General features: G+C 36.3%; 10 protein-coding genes. 8 read left to right on the top strand and 2 right to left on the bottom strand.

Annotation, left to right across the window (positions count from 1 at the left end; all coding sequences use genetic code 11):
* Nucleotides 1-21: 21 nt before the first annotated feature.
* The 4 genes from GTH24_RS04880 to emrB all read left to right on the top strand — a co-directional run bounded on the left by GTH24_RS04880 (nt 22) and on the right by emrB (nt 5,154).
* Nucleotides 22-1,230: an MFS transporter gene (locus tag GTH24_RS04880; RefSeq protein WP_072070266.1), complete on the top strand. Its 1,209-nt coding sequence runs from the start codon at nt 22-24 to the stop codon at nt 1,228-1,230.
* A 492-nt stretch (nt 1,231-1,722) separates the two neighbouring features.
* Nucleotides 1,723-2,250, top strand: coding sequence for a transcriptional repressor MprA (mprA, locus tag GTH24_RS04875; RefSeq protein WP_072070267.1), 528 nt, complete (start codon nt 1,723-1,725; stop codon nt 2,248-2,250).
* 192 nt (nt 2,251-2,442) lie between these two features.
* A complete protein-coding gene (gene emrA, locus GTH24_RS04870; RefSeq protein WP_072070268.1) occupies nt 2,443-3,621 on the top strand; it encodes a multidrug efflux MFS transporter periplasmic adaptor subunit EmrA in 1,179 nt (392 codons plus the stop codon).
* Between the two features lie 15 nt (nt 3,622-3,636).
* Nucleotides 3,637-5,154 carry a multidrug efflux MFS transporter permease subunit EmrB gene (gene emrB, locus GTH24_RS04865; protein WP_072070269.1) on the top strand — a complete coding sequence of 506 codons (1,518 nt, stop codon included), beginning with the start codon at nt 3,637-3,639 and terminating at the stop codon, nt 5,152-5,154.
* Nucleotides 5,155-5,247: 93 nt separating this feature from the next.
* Here the strand turns inward: emrB and GTH24_RS04860 are convergent, their stop codons facing one another.
* Nucleotides 5,248-6,411, bottom strand: coding sequence for a tRNA/rRNA methyltransferase (locus GTH24_RS04860; protein WP_072070270.1), 1,164 nt, complete (start codon nt 6,409-6,411; stop codon nt 5,248-5,250).
* Nucleotides 6,412-6,642: 231 nt separating this feature from the next.
* Between GTH24_RS04860 and GTH24_RS04855 the strand changes: the two genes are divergently transcribed.
* The 4 genes from GTH24_RS04855 (at nt 6,643) to GTH24_RS04840 (ending at nt 12,054) form a co-directional block, all read left to right on the top strand.
* Nucleotides 6,643-7,326: a tRNA-uridine aminocarboxypropyltransferase gene (locus GTH24_RS04855; protein WP_072070271.1), complete on the top strand. Its 684-nt coding sequence runs from the start codon at nt 6,643-6,645 to the stop codon at nt 7,324-7,326.
* A 46-nt stretch (nt 7,327-7,372) separates the two neighbouring features.
* Nucleotides 7,373-10,015 (top strand): bifunctional acetate--CoA ligase family protein/GNAT family N-acetyltransferase, encoded by a 2,643-nt coding sequence (locus GTH24_RS04850; RefSeq protein WP_072070272.1) that lies wholly within the window; start codon nt 7,373-7,375, stop codon nt 10,013-10,015.
* A 205-nt stretch (nt 10,016-10,220) separates the two neighbouring features.
* Nucleotides 10,221-11,579 carry a CDP-diacylglycerol--serine O-phosphatidyltransferase gene (pssA, locus tag GTH24_RS04845; protein WP_072070273.1) on the top strand — a complete coding sequence of 453 codons (1,359 nt, stop codon included), beginning with the start codon at nt 10,221-10,223 and terminating at the stop codon, nt 11,577-11,579.
* Nucleotides 11,580-11,706: 127 nt separating this feature from the next.
* Nucleotides 11,707-12,054 carry a YfiM family lipoprotein gene (locus GTH24_RS04840; protein WP_072070274.1) on the top strand — a complete coding sequence of 116 codons (348 nt, stop codon included), beginning with the start codon at nt 11,707-11,709 and terminating at the stop codon, nt 12,052-12,054.
* A gap of 71 nt (nt 12,055-12,125) precedes the next feature.
* Here GTH24_RS04840 and GTH24_RS04835 read toward each other — a convergent pair whose 3' ends face one another.
* Complete coding sequence (locus GTH24_RS04835) at nt 12,126-17,117, bottom strand: RHS repeat-associated core domain-containing protein (protein WP_164526018.1); 4,992 nt, start codon at nt 17,115-17,117, stop codon at nt 12,126-12,128.
* Nucleotides 17,118-17,155 lie beyond the last annotated feature (38 nt).

Raw genomic sequence — 17,155 nt, 5'->3', positions numbered from 1 at the left:
AAATTATTTGTTATGAGTATTATGGAAAACACCGCACCACAAACGTCACTTAGTAAAGGTCTTATTTTACTAATGGCCGTTGCTACAGGCATGGTTGTCGCCAGTAACTACTACGCACAACCTCTACTTGATTCTATCGCAAATTATTTTCACATATCAGCGACTTTAGCCGGGTTTATTGTCACCACGGCGCAACTCAGTTATGCCGTAGGACTGATGTTATTAGTCCCTTTGGGCGATATTTTTGAACGACGTTCACTCATTATTACCATGACATTAATTTCTGCCAGTGGGCTATTAATTACGGCGATGGCAACAAATATTTGGGTGATGTTAATAGGTACCGCACTCTCTGGTATGTTCTCTGTTGTCGCTCAAATTCTGGTTCCTTTTGCAGCCACTCTAGCCGCACCACACCAACGAGGAAAAGCCGTTGGCACGATTATGAGTGGCCTTTTGTTGGGTATTTTACTGGCTAGAACAGTGTCTGGGCTGATGGCGTCATTTACAAATTGGCAAGGTATTTTCTGGGTCGCTAGTGTTTTTCTAACAATCTTAGCTATTACGTTATGGCGTTGTTTACCCACGTATAAAAGTCAAACAGACTTAAATTACTTTCAGTTATTAGGTTCTATCTTCAAATTATTTGTTACAACCCCTGTACTTCGAACTCGTTCATTAATTGGTGCACTGATTTTTGCCCACTTTGGCTTATTGTGGACATCGATGGCCTTTTTGCTGGCAGCAGATCCGTTTAACTACTCTGATGCAGTTATTGGATTGTTTGGTCTTGTAGGTGCTGCGGGTGCATTAATGGCAGGAAAAGCAGGCGTATTAGTCGATAAAGGGAAAGGCAAGAAAACCACCACAATAGGGTTAATTATCCTCCTTCTGTCTTGGGGTTTTATTATTATCGCGCCTTATTATCACTGGGTTGGGCTCATCAGCTTTATTATTGGCGTTGTCCTGCTAGACTTAGCTGTTCAGGGTGTACATGTCACGAATCAAAGCACCATTTATCGTATTTTACCTGATGCTAGAAACCGCCTAACTGCAGCATATATGACAAGCTATTTTATTGGTGGGGCATTAGGCTCTTTATTATCAGGTTATGCCTATCATCAATATGGGTGGATGGGCGTTTCTATTGCTGGACTGGCCATTGGCATTATCGGTCTTATTGTTTGGTTATTAGGTTATAAAAATGATCCAATAATCCATGCTGAATAATTTTTAGACCCAAGGATGGGTTATATTATTCCTACAATCCCACTCTAATCAGAATAAAATGTGAATGTTTTAACAGCGTGATTACTATTGATGTATATCATCATCCCATTCTTTATTAAGAAAATTATATCAATCTTATCAATAAAACACTGTATAAATAATTTCAACTAGGTATTATCCATATAGTAACCATTGGTGATTAAAATAAATTTATTACGTGTTTTATCGTAAAAAACGATCCGTTTTTTCGCAAATAGACTACTATTCATTGTCAGATAAGTGATAAATTGATTTTATTAACTTATTGCAAAGAGATAAGTACCTATCCTTTTTTTTGTGTTATCATTCAAAAAATTTATGAATCAGGTAACATAATCAAAAAAACATAGTGACTATAAATAATAAAAATTGCTAAATTGTGTGTTTAATATACCATTTAACATGTTGATAACAGCATTATCCTAATTTTCGAAACTAACAAGGTGTCTAAAAATGGAAAGCTCATTTACGCCAACAGAAGAATTACTAAACACTCGCGCTACACAACAGAAATCGCTTAACAAAGATATCCCTTATCAAGAAATTTTGTTAACTCGCCTTTCTATGCATGTTCAAAGCAAACTTCTTGAAAGTCGTAATAATATGTTGAAGTCTCAGGGTATTAACGAGACGTTATTTATGGCACTAATGATTTTAGATACGACAGAAAATCGAAGTATTCAACCTTCAGAGCTAAGTGCTGCACTGGGCTCTTCAAGAACAAATGCAACACGTATTGCTGATGAACTTGAAAAACAAGGTTGGATTGAGCGCCGTGAAAGTCATAATGACCGTCGTTGTTTGCATCTTCACTTAACTGATGCTGGTGAAGAATTTTTAAATAGCTTGTTACCTCCACAGCATCAATGTTTAAAACAAATCTGGTCTATTTTAGATCAACAGGAACAAAAACAGCTTGAAACGCTAATGCGTAAGTTGTTATTACAACTGGATACTTTGGCTGAAAAAGGGTGTGAATAAGCCATATAATAAATAGTTTTATTGATCTAATCCTATTTACGCCATAAATCGGCAAACATACTTACCCATTAGCATTTATAATTTACCTTCACGCTAATAATTATTCTAAGATTGACTTTATAATTATGTTTCCAGTTTCAATACTGGAAACATATCTAATGATGTTTTTCTGGTTTTATGGAGATCTTCTAAATGAGTGTTAATGAGGAAAATACCCCCCCTCAGGCTCCCATTCGCAATAAAAAACGAACTCGCCGAAATGTTCTACTGTTGCTAACTATCCTATTTATTTTTGCTGGGGTGGCTTACGCCGCTTATTGGTTTGTTGTGTTAAGACATCATGAAACAACTGATAATGCTTATGTCACAGGCAATCAAATTATGATTATGCCGCAAATTTCTGGTTCTGTTACCACCGTTTATGTTGATAACACCGATTTTGTGAAAGCAGGTGACCCTTTAGTTTTATTAGATTCAAGTGATGAAAAACTGGCTTTAGAAAAAGCAAAAACCGCATTAGCGAATAGTGTTCGTCAAATGCATCAACAAATTATTAATGGTCGCCAATTAAAAGCAAACATCGTTTTACGCGAAACCGAGCTGACTAAATTACAAAATGACCTTCGCCGCCGTGAAGTTTTAGGCGAGCGCAATGTGATTGGTAAAGAAGAACTTCAACACGCCAGAGAAGCTGTTTCCACTGCAAGGGCTGCTTTAGAAGTTGCTAAAGAACAATACAATGCTAATCAAGCGATTATCTTAAATACACCCATTACACAGCAACCTTCTGTTTTACAAGCATCAACCGATGTTCGTAATGCATGGCTCGCTTTAGAGCGTACTAAAATTTTAAGTCCAACAGATGGCTATGTTTCACGTCGTAGCGTTCAAGTAGGTGCACAAGTCGCACCAGGTAAACCTTTAATGGCTATTGTTCCCATTACAGGTATGTGGATTGATGCCAATTTTAAAGAAACCCAGCTCGCTAATATGCGTATCGGCCAACCAGCAAAAATCACAACTGACTTTTATGGTAAAAAAGTGATTTATCATGGCACTGTATTAGGTTTGGATATGGGAACCGGAAGTGCTTTTTCATTATTACCCGCTCAAAATGCCAGTGGTAACTGGATAAAAGTTGTTCAGCGCTTACCTGTTCGTATTTCATTAGATGAAAAAGAATTAGCAGAAAAACCACTGCGTATTGGTCTTTCTTCTGAAGTTACCGTTGATACGATTAACCTCGATGGAAAAGTATTATCACACAGCGAACGCCAAGTACCTGCGTATCATACTGATGCATTAACTATTGATATGTCAGCGATTAATGAACTGATCAATGAAATTATTGAACAGAATGCGGGACAATAAAGGCGAGGTGTAAAGGTGATTAAAGAGCCATTACAAGGAGGAAAACTTGCCTTAATGACCATCGCCCTCGCGTTGGCTACCTTTATGCAAGTTCTCGATTCTACAATCGCTAACGTTGCTATTCCAACAATTGCAGGAAACTTAGGTGCCTCTAACTCACAAGGTACTTGGGTTATTACCTCTTTTGGTGTAGCAAATGCTATTTCTATCCCAATTACAGGTTGGTTAGCAAAACGCATTGGTGAAGTTCGACTCTTTATGTGGTCAACGGCACTTTTTGCATTAACATCTTGGCTTTGTGGTATTTCACAAAGTCTTGAAATGCTAATTTTCTTTCGTGTGCTTCAAGGGTTGGTCGCTGGGCCACTAATTCCTTTATCACAAAGTTTATTATTGAATAACTATCCACCAGCTAAGCGAAATATGGCACTTGCGCTATGGTCAGTGACCATTGTTGTAGCGCCAATTTTAGGCCCCATTTTAGGTGGCTATATTAGTGATAACTACCATTGGGGATGGATATTCTTTATTAACGTTCCATTTGGTGTGTTGATTATTATGTGTATATCAAACACCTTAGCTGGGCGAGAAACAAAAACCGAAATTAAACCAATTGATACCATTGGCCTTGTTTTGCTTGTTGTTGGTATAGGTGCTTTACAAATCATGCTCGATCAAGGTAAAGAGCTTGATTGGTTTAACTCAACAGAAATTATTGTACTCACCATTGTGGCGGTTGTTGCCCTTAGCTTTTTAATTGTGTGGGAGCTTACAGACGATCATCCAGTAATAGATCTTTCACTCTTTAAAAGTCGAAACTTTACCATTGGGTGTGTCACACTCAGCCTCGCTTATATGATCTATTTCGGTACCATCGTTTTACTGCCACTGCTTTTACAAGAAGTCTTTGGCTATACAGCAACATGGGCGGGATTAGCATCTGCATCGGTAGGTTTATTGCCTTTAATTATTACACCGATTATAGGTAAGTTTGGTGGTAAAGTGGATTTACGCTATATCATCAGCTTTAGCTTTATTATGTTTTCTGTGTGTTTTTATTGGCGAGCTTATACCTTCGAACCAGGAATGGATTTTGCCACTGTGGCATGGCCTCAATTCTGGCAAGGTTTAGCGGTTGCGTGTTTCTTTATGCCATTAACAACAATGACATTATCTGGATTACCCCCAGAAAAAATGGCATCAGCATCAAGTCTTTCGAATTTCTTAAGAACATTAGCTGGGGCAATTGGTGCATCGTTAACTACTACAATTTGGACACAAAGAGAATCGCTTCACCATGAAACCTTTGTAGAAAAAATTAATCCACTTGATCCTGATTCACAAATGGCATTCCAGCAAATGAATGATCTTGGTCTTTCAAATGAACAAGCATCTGCTTATTTAGCGAAAACCATTACAGAACAAGGATTAATTATTTCAGCCAATGAGATTTTCTGGTTAGCAGCGGGTATTTTCCTTATCATGATGATTGTGGTTTGGTTTGCTAAACCACCATTCTCTCCAGGAAAATAATGCAATTCATGTAGAGCTTATATATAAAAAAACCGCTTAAATCACAATGAATAAGCGGTTTTTTATCATTCTTTATTTAAAACTATAAAGCAATTAGCCTTGGTGCTGACGCCACCATTCTGCTAATAATACACCTGAAGCTACAGAAACGTTTAGGCTCTCTACGTGTCCTGTTCCGCCAATGTAAATACTCATATCACCTTGATTTAAGGTGCTTTCACTTAAGCCATCTTTCTCTTGACCTAGGATAAGCACCATTTTTGCTGGTAATTGTGCTTTTGATAATGGCACGCTGCCTTTATGACTTGATGTTGCCACCAGCGTATAACCCGCTTTTTTAAATTTATCTAAAGTTTGAGCAAAGTTATCAGCATCAATACCTTGGATATATTCAGCACCACCTTCTGCGGTACGAACAGCCGCACCAGATTCTAATACAGCAGAATCAGGAGAGATAACCCCTTTTACGCCAAAATGCGCACAACTACGCATAATTGCACCTACGTTATGTGGATTACCTACATCTTCCAGTGCTAATACACAATCAGTCTCAGGTGCATCTTTCAGGTAAGTTTCTGCATCATGACCAACACGCTTTTTAATTAAGAAGCATACGCCACCATGGTGATCGGTACGGGCGGCTTTGACCATCTCTTCTTCTTCAACAACGTGATAGGCTTTGCGATTTGCAGCCATCCATTTTAATGCATCACGAAAACGTGGCGTAACGTCTTGTAAAAACCAAGCTCGAACAATCGCATCAGGACGGTTTTTAAACATTGCCTGACAGGCATTTTCACCATAAATACGCGTTTCTTCTAAGCGCTGACGACGAAGTTGTTCAGGATCGATTTGGCTCTTACCAGTAATGCCATCGTGCTCTTTTATTGCCTCTTCACCAGCAGGGCGAGAAACGGTTTTCCATGGAGAAAAACCTCCGCCTTCGCTATCGCGTGAAGGCTTTGATTCGTTACGTGATGCGCCACGCCCTGAAGGCTTACCTGCACCGCGGTCATCACGACGAGAAAATTTGTTATCACCACGTCTGTTATCGCGATTTTTATCGTCACGGCTATCACCGCGTCTGTTATCACGATTTTTGTCGTCACGGTTATCACCGCGTCTGTTGTCACGACTGTCACCACGACCATTTTCAGGACGACGGGATGGTTTTTTAGGTTTATTATCGGCGTTGTCCTCACTACGGACATACATCACTTTTACTTTGCCGTTTTTACCTTCATAAGAATCGTTCATTTGTCTCTCCAACTGCAATAGGGGCGCAGATTACATGATAGTTTAGCAACTGTCACCGAGAGAATCACGCATAGGAATCGATAAACTAATCAGGATCAATTGATAATTAAATTCATCATAGATATAACCAATATATCAATATGATTTTTATGAAAAAAAAGTGCTGAATAGTTTGTTTGTTTTTAACATGATAAAATCCATTTCTTTTTTATTAGTGTTGGTTTATTTGCTATGCATGACAATGCAGTCTCTCGACTTCGTCAATATCGACTTTCAGTTTCAACCCGTCCTTTTAAAGCCAGAGGATTTCGAATAAAACGCTGTGGCTTCTGCTTATTACCTGAAAAGCAGTGCCTTTGTGGTACAATTGTCAGCCAACCAGCAAAAAGCCAATTTTGTTTATTGATGTATGATACCGAAGTGATGAAGCCAAGTAATACAGGGAAATTAATTGCCGATGTATTACCAGACACGCAGGCTTTTTTATGGTCCCGTACTACTCCTGAACCGGCCTTGCTCGATCTCATCAATACACCGGATAAGCAAGCTTATGTTGTCTTCCCTGAAAGCTATGCTTCAAGTGAACGTGTTGTATACAACCAACTTCCTGTTAATAGCAAATCCCCTCTGTTTATCCTTTTAGATGGAACATGGAGTGAAGCTCGTAAAATGTTTCGTAAAAGCCCTTACCTAGATTCATTGCCTATTTTTTCACTTAATGAAGCCAGTAAATGTGATTACGTACTCCGCCAAGCCGCAAGAGAAGATCAACATTGCACTGCTGAAGTAGCTGCGTCTATTTTAGAAAATGTGGGTGATATAAGCGCATCACAACAACTCTTTTCTCATTTTAGTTACTTTCGTCAACAATATTTAATCGGAAAACCAGACCGCCGTCAGGCAAAAGAAGAGTAAATCAGCTACATTGAATAAAAGTTGATAATCAAACTCTGGAGTGGATATGAGCCAACGAGGTCTTGAAGCACTATTGCGTCCTAAATCTATTGCGGTAATTGGTGCCTCTGAAAAATTAGGTCGTGCAGGAACCACTATGATGAAAAATCTACTCAGTGGTGGATTTAACGGCCCTGTATTCCCAATTAATCCCTCTCGTGGCTCTGTCTCTGGTGTTTTTACTTATCCGTCTATTGATAAATTACCCCAAGTTCCTGATTTAGCAATTATCTGCACCCATCATCACCGTAATCTTGAGTTGCTCAAACAATTAGGTGAATCAGGCTGTAAGGCTGTTATTGTCCTTTCAGCACAGCCTGAACAGTTCCAGACAATAAAGTTACTCTGCCAGCAATATCATGTCCGTTTACTCGGCCCCAATAGTCTGGGTCTTTTAGCACCGTGGCAAGGGCTAAATGCCAGTTTTTCACCTCTCCCTGTTAAAAAAGGAAAACTCGCATTTATTTCACAGTCAGCGGCTGTTGCCAATACTATTTTAGATTGGGCTTATTATCGTAATATTGGGTTTTCTTACTTTATTGCCTTAGGGGATAACCAAGACATACAAGTCGATGACTTACTGGATTTTCTAGCAAGAGACAGTAAAACTAGCGCTATTTTATTACATTTAGAACATATTAAAGATGCTCGCCGTTTTATGTCTGCCTCTCGAAGTGCTTCACGCAATAAACCTATTTTGGTCATAAAAAGTGGTCGTACCCAAAAAGCCCAGCTGTTATTAGGTGATACACCAAGTTATGACATCGCTTATGATGCCGCATTTCAACGCGCAGGTTTATTACGCGTACAAGATACCCATGAAATGTTTTCTGCTGTTGAAACTCTTAGCTATATGACGCCCCTAAAAGGCGAAAGATTGATGATTATGAGCAATGGCTCTGCACCTGCTGCCATGGCGATAGATGAGCTATTTTTACATTCAGGAAAACTGGCGAAACTGACAGATGAAACAACGCAAAAACTACAAAGTGTTATTCAAGAAAAAAGCACCATCCGCAATCCATTAAACTTAGGTGATGATACAACTGTTGAACGCTATATTGCGACGCTTAATTGCTTATTAGATAGTCATGATCATGACGCTTTATTACTTATTCATACCCCAAGTGCTATAGCACCCAGTATTGAAACAGCGCAACGCGTCATAGCAGCAATTAATCAGCATCCTAGACGAAAATGGCTCACCGTTTTTACTAACTGGGGCGGAGAATATTCATCTCAGCAATCACGTAAATTATTTAGTGAAGCTGGTATTCCCACTTATCGCACTCCTGAAGGCGCTGTTACCGCATTTATGCATATGGTGGAATATCGTCGGAATCAAAAACAATTAAAAGAAACACCCGCATTGCCTTTAGATATCAAAATGAATACGCTACAAGCGCATCATTGTATTGAAGAAGCATTACAGAATAAGCAGTATCGATTAGATACACACCAAGTTCAGCCTATTATGGAAGCTTATGGTTTCAATACACTGCCTACTTGGATTGCTCATAATGCACAAGAAGCCGTCAATATAGCAGAAAAAATTGGCTATCCCGTTGCACTAAAATTGCGTTCTCCTGATATTCCTCATAAATCTGAAGTTCAAGGTGTCATGCTTTACCTACGTGATAGCACTGAAGTCTCATCAGCGGCCCATGCCATTATTGAACGAGTAACAGAACTCTACCCTCAGGCTAAAATTCAGGGTTTGTTAGTGCAAAGTATGGCAAATCGAGCAGGCTCTCAAGAACTGCGAGTGGCAATAGAGCAAGATCCTATTTTTGGCCCATTAATTCTATTGGGTGAAGGGGGAGTTGAGTGGCAAATTGAAACTAAGGCTGCCGTTGCGTTACCGCCTCTGAACATGGCACTTGCTCGTTATCTGGTAATTAATGCAATTAAAAGTGGAAAAATACAGCCAAGAAGTGCTTTACAACCTCTAAATATTTTAAGCTTAAGTCATTTTTTGGTACAGGTTTCTCATCTACTTTTAGATTGTCCGCAAATTGTTAGGCTAGATATTCACCCATTACTGGCTTCTGGCAATGATTTTACATTATTAGATGTTGCAATGGAGTTAGCTCCACTGCAAGGTGATCCCCACCAAAGACTCTCTATCCGCCCTTATCCTAATGAATTAGAAGAAACATTTTATCTAAGAGATAGTAATCCTTGTTTTATTCGCCCTATTTTACCTGAGGACGAACCTCTACTAAAAACATTCATTAACCAAGTGACAAAAGAAGATCTTTACTATCGTTATTTTAGTGAGATAAGTGAATTTACTCATGACGATCTCGCGAATATGACTCAAATTGATTACGATCGAGAAATGGCATTTGTTGCAATTCGAAATCCAGAAGATCAACCTGAAATCATTGGTGTCGCCCGCGCAATGGCAGATCCGGATAATCAACATGCCGAATTTGCTATCCTTGTGCGATCTGATTTAAAAGGAAATACTCTAGGTCATCAACTTATGACTAAACTTATCAACTATACTAGATTACATGGTATTAAACGTTTAACAGCAATAACCATGCCTGAAAATCGCAATATGATAAGTTTAGCGAAAAAATTAGGTTTTTCGGTTGAAGTACAGTTTGATGAAGGAATAGTGAATCTTGACTTGCTTCTTTGAGCCTCAAAAGATGTGTAAGTATGATAATCATAAGAGAAAGTTTTGTTATGTGATTATTCACACAACCTTTGATAAATTAGCTATATATGATGATTTTATGCGTACATCCCATATAACTAATGTTATGATCAGAAGATCGGTTAAAGAAAATCTACATGGACGATGGCTCCATCTGCCATCATAAACAAGAGAACTAAGCACTGTGATGTTGTCTAAACTAAAACTTGCTAAGCATCAACAACACCTTGCACAACTGCCTAAATTAGCTCAGTCAGTTGCTGATGTTGAAACGCTTTATCAGACGTCCGCGTTTCGCAGCACCTTATTGAAATATATTGCTCAAGCAAAAAAAGAGATCTTTATTACAGCTCTTTATTTAGAACACGATGAGGCTGGTGAAGAGATCCTTGATGCGCTTTACACCGCAAAACAACAACGTCCTGAATTATCCATTACCGTTATTGTTGACTGGCACCGTGCTCAACGTGGGCGTATTGGTGTCTCGGCTGATGCAACAAATGCAGATTGGTATTACCATGTTGCACAGCAACACCCTGGTATAGAGCTCCCTATCTATGGGCTCCCTGTTAATACTCGTGAAGCGCTAGGTGTATTACACCTAAAAGGCTTTATCTTTGATGATACGGTTATTTATAGTGGTGCAAGCATTAATAATGTGTATTTGCATAAGCTAGATAAATATCGCTATGACCGATATCACATTATTAAAAATGATGAATTAGCGACCACAATGAAACAGTTTATTGTGGGTGATCTTCTACAATCTGAAGCTATTCAACGTCTTGATATTAAAGATAGGGTTCGTTGTGCTGAAATAAAAAATTGCATACGTCAATTTCGTTTTAATTTACGCACGCGTGATGGCTATGATATTAAATCCAATGCTTCTAATCATGAATTAGCAGTAACGCCTTTAGTAGGTTTAGGTAAGAAAAATATCTTAAATAAGACCATTTCTCACCTAATGGCTTCTACAGAAGAAAAATTAGTTATTTGCACACCTTATTTTAATTTACCTGCGATCCTTGTTCGTCAAATCAGCCATTTATTAAGAAATGGCAAACAAGTTGAAATTATTATTGGTGATAAAACGGCAAATGACTTTTATATTCCACCTGAAGAGCCATTTAAAATTATTGGTGCCTTGCCTTATCTCTATGAGATCAATCTGCGTAAATTTACCCAGCGTTTCCAACGATTTATTGATAATGACCAATTAACAGTAAGGCTCTGGAAAGACAGTGATAATACCTATCACTTAAAAGGTATGTGGGTTGATGATAATTGGCAATTGATTACAGGTAATAATCTTAACCCACGAGCATGGGGATTAGATTTAGAAAATGCGGTATTAATTCATGATCCTAAACATGAATTACATGAACAACGGCATAAAGAGCTAGCCTGTATTCGCCAAAAAACACGTATTGTAAAACATTACCAAGAGCTAGAAAGTATTAAGCTTTACCCACTTAAAGTGAAAAAATTAATCAAACGGTTACGACGTATTCGTGTTGATAGATTAATTAGCCGTATACTTTAACGCTAGCACTTCCTGCTTCGAAGCCTTACTTAATATCAGTAAGGCTTTTTTGTCTTAACAATCATCTTCTATACTTTACGTATCTTATTTATGATCATAAATTCTTCATGAGAAGGCTTTTATTTTTATGAAACTAAAGCTCAAATATGATTCTGTGATTATTTTATTCTCAATAATGACTTTAACAGGTTGCCAATCATTTCATTTTGCCAATGACAATTGGCGAGGAAAAGATAAAGCCCAACATTTCTTATTTTCTATGGTGGCATCAGCGGGTGCAAATGCTTATGCAGATCATCAAAATTATGGCTATAAAGAGGGTGTATTAATAGGCCTGTCGTTTTCGATTAGTTTAGGGGCAGCAAAAGAGCTCTATGATAGTAGACCCGAAGGAACAGGTTGGAGTTGGCATGATTTTACTTACGATGTTGCAGGAGCTGTTGCAGGTTCATTACTTTATCAGCAATTAAAGTAACACAAAATAGTGTTCATAATAGAACAACTATTCTGTATTTCTTTAAGATATTATGAGTCAGCAACATAATATTAATATCTAAACATTGTGGGTTGATAAGTCCAGGAATAATGATTAAAAACATCAAATATTGAATATGGATTTGTTTTATGAATTTTAAAAACATGTCGTTCTGAAAATGTTTTCGCCATTTTAGCATGACCCGCTGGACCGGCTATTTTTACGGCTTCAGCAAAAAGGTCAAAAACATCTTCTAAAACAAAGTTACCCGTCATGGGTCCAATAAAACTCTTAACATCTTTTTGTGCTAATTGCCCTAATTTATAGCCTACAGAATGGATCCCTCCTACACCAGAATGACACGCAAGAGTACGTAAACTAGCGTAATCATCTAAATTATAATGTGTTTTCAATATACTATATAATTCATCAGCATCCATATTACGCAATCCACCTTCGGTTAATACGGTCAGTAAAGAACCTTCACCAATCGGCTCGCCATGAGAAACAATATTTAATCGGTTGGCATTTTTATAAGTGTCTTCAAAGGTATAAAATCCCTGATCCAACAAATCTATTTTCCTCATCGTTCCACCCAACGTTATGGGTTTATTTTTAAAGATTGTCGCTGTTTTGCTGATCCCTTTTCCTAACGAGTAGATCCCCAAACCAATAGAAGGGGTGGCTAAACCTAATGATATCCATCCTAGAATTTCTGAGGATTTGGGATCTCGTTCTTCTAGCGCACCAGCGGCAATTGCGGTTGCACCGCTAGCAACTTCTAATGTCGTTAATGCTAGTGCAACACCCAAACCAAATTCTAAAGACGCACCAAACGTTAATGGGGCTAGCAATAGCCCAACGCCGCCTAATATAATACTAGCCCATCCCCATCCACTAATATGCCCACTAGGATCACTTAAATTGACAGGATCACCATTACAATAAGCATAGGCATTTAACCCGCCAGCTCCAAATGGGCTTAAACTATCAGGGCAGGTAAAGCGCATTAAACGAGGTTGATAAGCGCGATAGCCATTACCTAAAAGATAACTTTGACTGAAACTATCCCATAATTCACCTGTAAAACGAGGTCCTGTGCTTAACGCTCCTGCACCATCTCCCCAAGGTGAATAAGAAAGAAAAGAAGCGGGATCATCTGAGATATTGAAAAAGGTAAAAGCAGATCCCATCATATCTGTTGCGACTTCAGTATAAAGCTCGGTATCATTATTGTTGGATTTAATATCGTGCTTAAAACCAACACAATATTTACCCAACAAATTATAGCGCACATTAACATTAGGATAGACTTCATTTGCTATAGCATCATTGCGATAATAGAGCTCTCCTACTTCACCTTTATATTCTTTTGTTAATAAGCGATTTAAACCGTCATAACCATAACTAATTGTATCTTTATTATTAATAACTGTTTTTAATCGACCTAATTTATCATAAGTTAATTTATAGCCGAATACATCCTCAATCATTCGCCCATTCAAATCATAGTTTAAGGTAATGGAAGGTTTATTATTTGAATATGAAAGACGGGTTAATTGGCAAGGATCATTCGTATTTTGGTAATGGTAGTCAACAACTTCATTACCACTGTCAAAGATAGTTGTGGATTTTTTAATATTACCTAATGCATCCCATAGATAACTTTGCTGTTTAATATTTCGCCCCTCGCTATCTTTAGAAAACATTTCACCTTTACATAAATAATTTAATAATCGCCCCATATTATCATAAGCATAAGTTTCATTTTTAATTTCTCTCTTATTTAAAAATAATTTCTTATTGGATAATTTATTTGTCATTAAAAATGTTTGTTCAACATCTATATTCTTTGTTTTATTATTTCTTATTTCAATTAATTCTCTTTTAGTTTCTCTTCCAAAATCATCTAACGTTAATTTAGTTTCTAATGTGCTATTATTAACGTTATACATTGCCTTGTGACCAATATAATTTCCTAGCTCATTGTAATTAACAGTAGTAGTAACAGCTCTATCAACAATTTGTGTTATTTGATTGTTATTATCATAAACATATATCTGAGTTTCATTATCAACGCCAGTATAGCTAACGAGTAAATTTCTTAGCGAATAAGAATAATTTACTCTACGCTCTGCTTTTCCCTGCAAAGTTATTTTTTCATTTTTTAACTGACCTGATTTCGTATATGAAAAGAGATGATTGAAACCATTATTTTCAGAATATTTTATTAATCTTCCAGTTAATGGCTCATATTCATATTGTTGTATTTCTCCATTAAATTTTATCGAAGATATCGCATTATCTAATTCTGAAATATATTCATAAGAAATAATGCTATTATCGGCTGTTTTAACCTGATGAGGATCTGGTGAAGCGCCTTGATAACTCATTGTTAAATTACGCCCGCCACATTGATAACGTGTTAGCCTTCCAAAACTGTCAAATTCTTGTGTTCCGAGTATCATTTCATTACTATCATTTGGTTTTAATGAAATTTGAATAGGTAGGCTATCTTTATATTTTTTCTTAATAATAGATCCATCTGGTAATTTTTTTTCTATCAGTTGGTCAAAGTCATCATATTTAAATGTAGTCACATTATTTGATCTATCGATAGTTTTACGTATTCGCCCCAAACCATCAGTAAAAAATTGCCAGTAATATTCTTCTGTTACACCATCTGATTTAAGTTGAACGATCTTGTTAATTTTTCCTGATTGATTAAACTCTTTTTGAATAATACCTGATTTCTTATTTACATTGAGAAGTGATATCGATTGAGATGTGAATTGATTTTTTATTGGATCAAATATTTTTCTATTTGAAAAACCATTACTATAATCTTCACTAATCAAGTCACCCCAATCGTTATATTTATATAATATTAAATTTTCCTTAGGCTGCTCATTAGGATTATCTATATTATGCAAATCGTAATGTGTTACACTAATGACTTTTCCTAATGAATTATAATCATATTTTTCTATTCTAAATCCATTAGGAATTTCTTCAGTAAAATAAAATTTCTCAACAATCCGACCTTCTCCATCCATTTTACTTAAATATTTATTCCCTAACGCATCTTTAACCGAAAATTCAATTGGTACATTAGATAAAGCAATATTTAATTCATATTCAATTTTATTTTCATATGGGGTCTTAGGCGATAGGATATTTGATATCACTTGCCCTAATTTATCATATTGGTACTCTGAAATATTTCCTTGTGTATCTTTTTCCATAATTAATCGATAAGAAATAGGCGTCCAACGTTTTTCTGTAGAAACAACGATATTATCTTTAATTCCTGTTAGTTTCTTAATACAGGAAATATAATCGCTATTTGAATAACTCCATTCATATTCTTCCTTAAGAGATAACGTCTCTACTTGTTGTTCTGTTATTGTTACTTTTTTTTCTAAAACTCGTCCCAAATTATCAGATGAAACATCATTATAATAAGAGATACTTTGCTTTCTTATTTGGTTATTATTAGATAAAATTATTTCTGATGTAAGTAATACCATATTATTAACAGGTAATAACTGGCTATTTTTTATGGAAAAACTGTCATAGAGATATTGTTTTTTTCTCGTCGGTGTTTCAAATTCAGTTGTAGCAGGTGTAATCGTTTCTTCTTTTATAAATTTTTTAAAACCATTTGGTTCTGCTGGACATTTTCCTGATTCACCACTGGGATCATAATAAGTAAATTCAGATTTGGTTGAATCAAAAGCAACCATTGAAATAATATTACATTCATTATCATACTCAGTTATACTTTTTTCTCGGCGATAATTATCACCTTGCTTCCAAATTATCAGGTATTCTTTTGGCATTTGATATTGAGGTAACTGCTGTTCAAAGCTTTTATTTATATCAGCGTAATATGTTATCTGAGTGATTTTTTCACATAATATCTCATTAGTATGAGAAATTGTTTGTTCTCTTTCTTCGATAACTAAATGAAAACTATTATATATTCGCTTCGTTGCAAAAGTAATATTTTTATCAGTATCTTTTCTTTTTTCTATTGAATCATATTGATAATTGTTTTCGACATTATATAAATAATCTTGTCCATTGGTCGTTATTCTGGCGCTAGCACCACCGTAACCAAGAAAATTTTTCTCTGAAAAATCATATTCAACTATTTGCTTTTTCGTGCCTAAACCAGGTGAAACAAAGTGTTTTTTCACATAAGCGATATAAGGGATCTTATTTATAACTCGAATTGGGCTTCGAGAATTAACTTGATAACTTTGATTGCCTTCTGGTAATCGATGTCCATTAGTTTGATATTCAACATGCTCAACTAATCCTGTTGGAGTAATAATTTTAGTTAAATACTTATGAATATTACTACGACCATAACGAGTATAAAATAATTGCCAAACTAAATCGGTATTTAGCACGCAGATCGTCACTGTTGAAAGAAAAATATCTTGTTTATATAAGATGATTGAATAACTTTCATTCGTTTCTGGCCAAATATCAAATTGTATTCTTCCCAGTGTTTCTGAATAAGTCGCTTTGAATAACTCGCTACTGTTATCTCTTACCGATTTTAAACGAAAACTATCACCAAATGCTTCCCACTCTAAGGTAAGTTTATTGCCTGAAGGGCTGTATATCTCACGAACAACTTTTACATCATCAGCAGTATTATAAGAAGTTAATTTTTCACTGACTCCTGACTTATATAAAACCCAAAGTTCATTTCCTTTTTTAGAAAATTTAAAATTTTTTGGTTTAGCATGGATAAATGTGCTTTCTTGTTTTTCTTCTTTAACTTTATAGACTTGCCCTGTTGATAAAGTTAATATTTTAGAATTCTTATTATAGCTAGTTAAGTTATCAACAATACCAAAACCATAAAGAAGATTATAAAAATTTAATGGAGAATAAGAAAGTGTTAGTGATAATTCCGGTCCCATATGTTGATTGCCAATCAAATGGGCAATAGTAATATTAGTACAGAAAACACCTGTACGAGGATCAACATGACCTGTTAGCGCACTCGTAAAATTAAAAGCTTGAGATTGATGAAATTGTTCCATATTTTCACCTTATATAAATTTAATTTTTTATGTAAAAA

Origin of the sequence: Proteus vulgaris (assembly GCF_011045815.1) — a bacterium.
Taxonomy (GTDB): domain Bacteria; phylum Pseudomonadota; class Gammaproteobacteria; order Enterobacterales; family Enterobacteriaceae; genus Proteus; species Proteus vulgaris_B.
The sequence above is the reverse complement of the archived record's forward strand: the minus strand, read 5'-3'. Positions and strand labels throughout refer to the sequence as shown.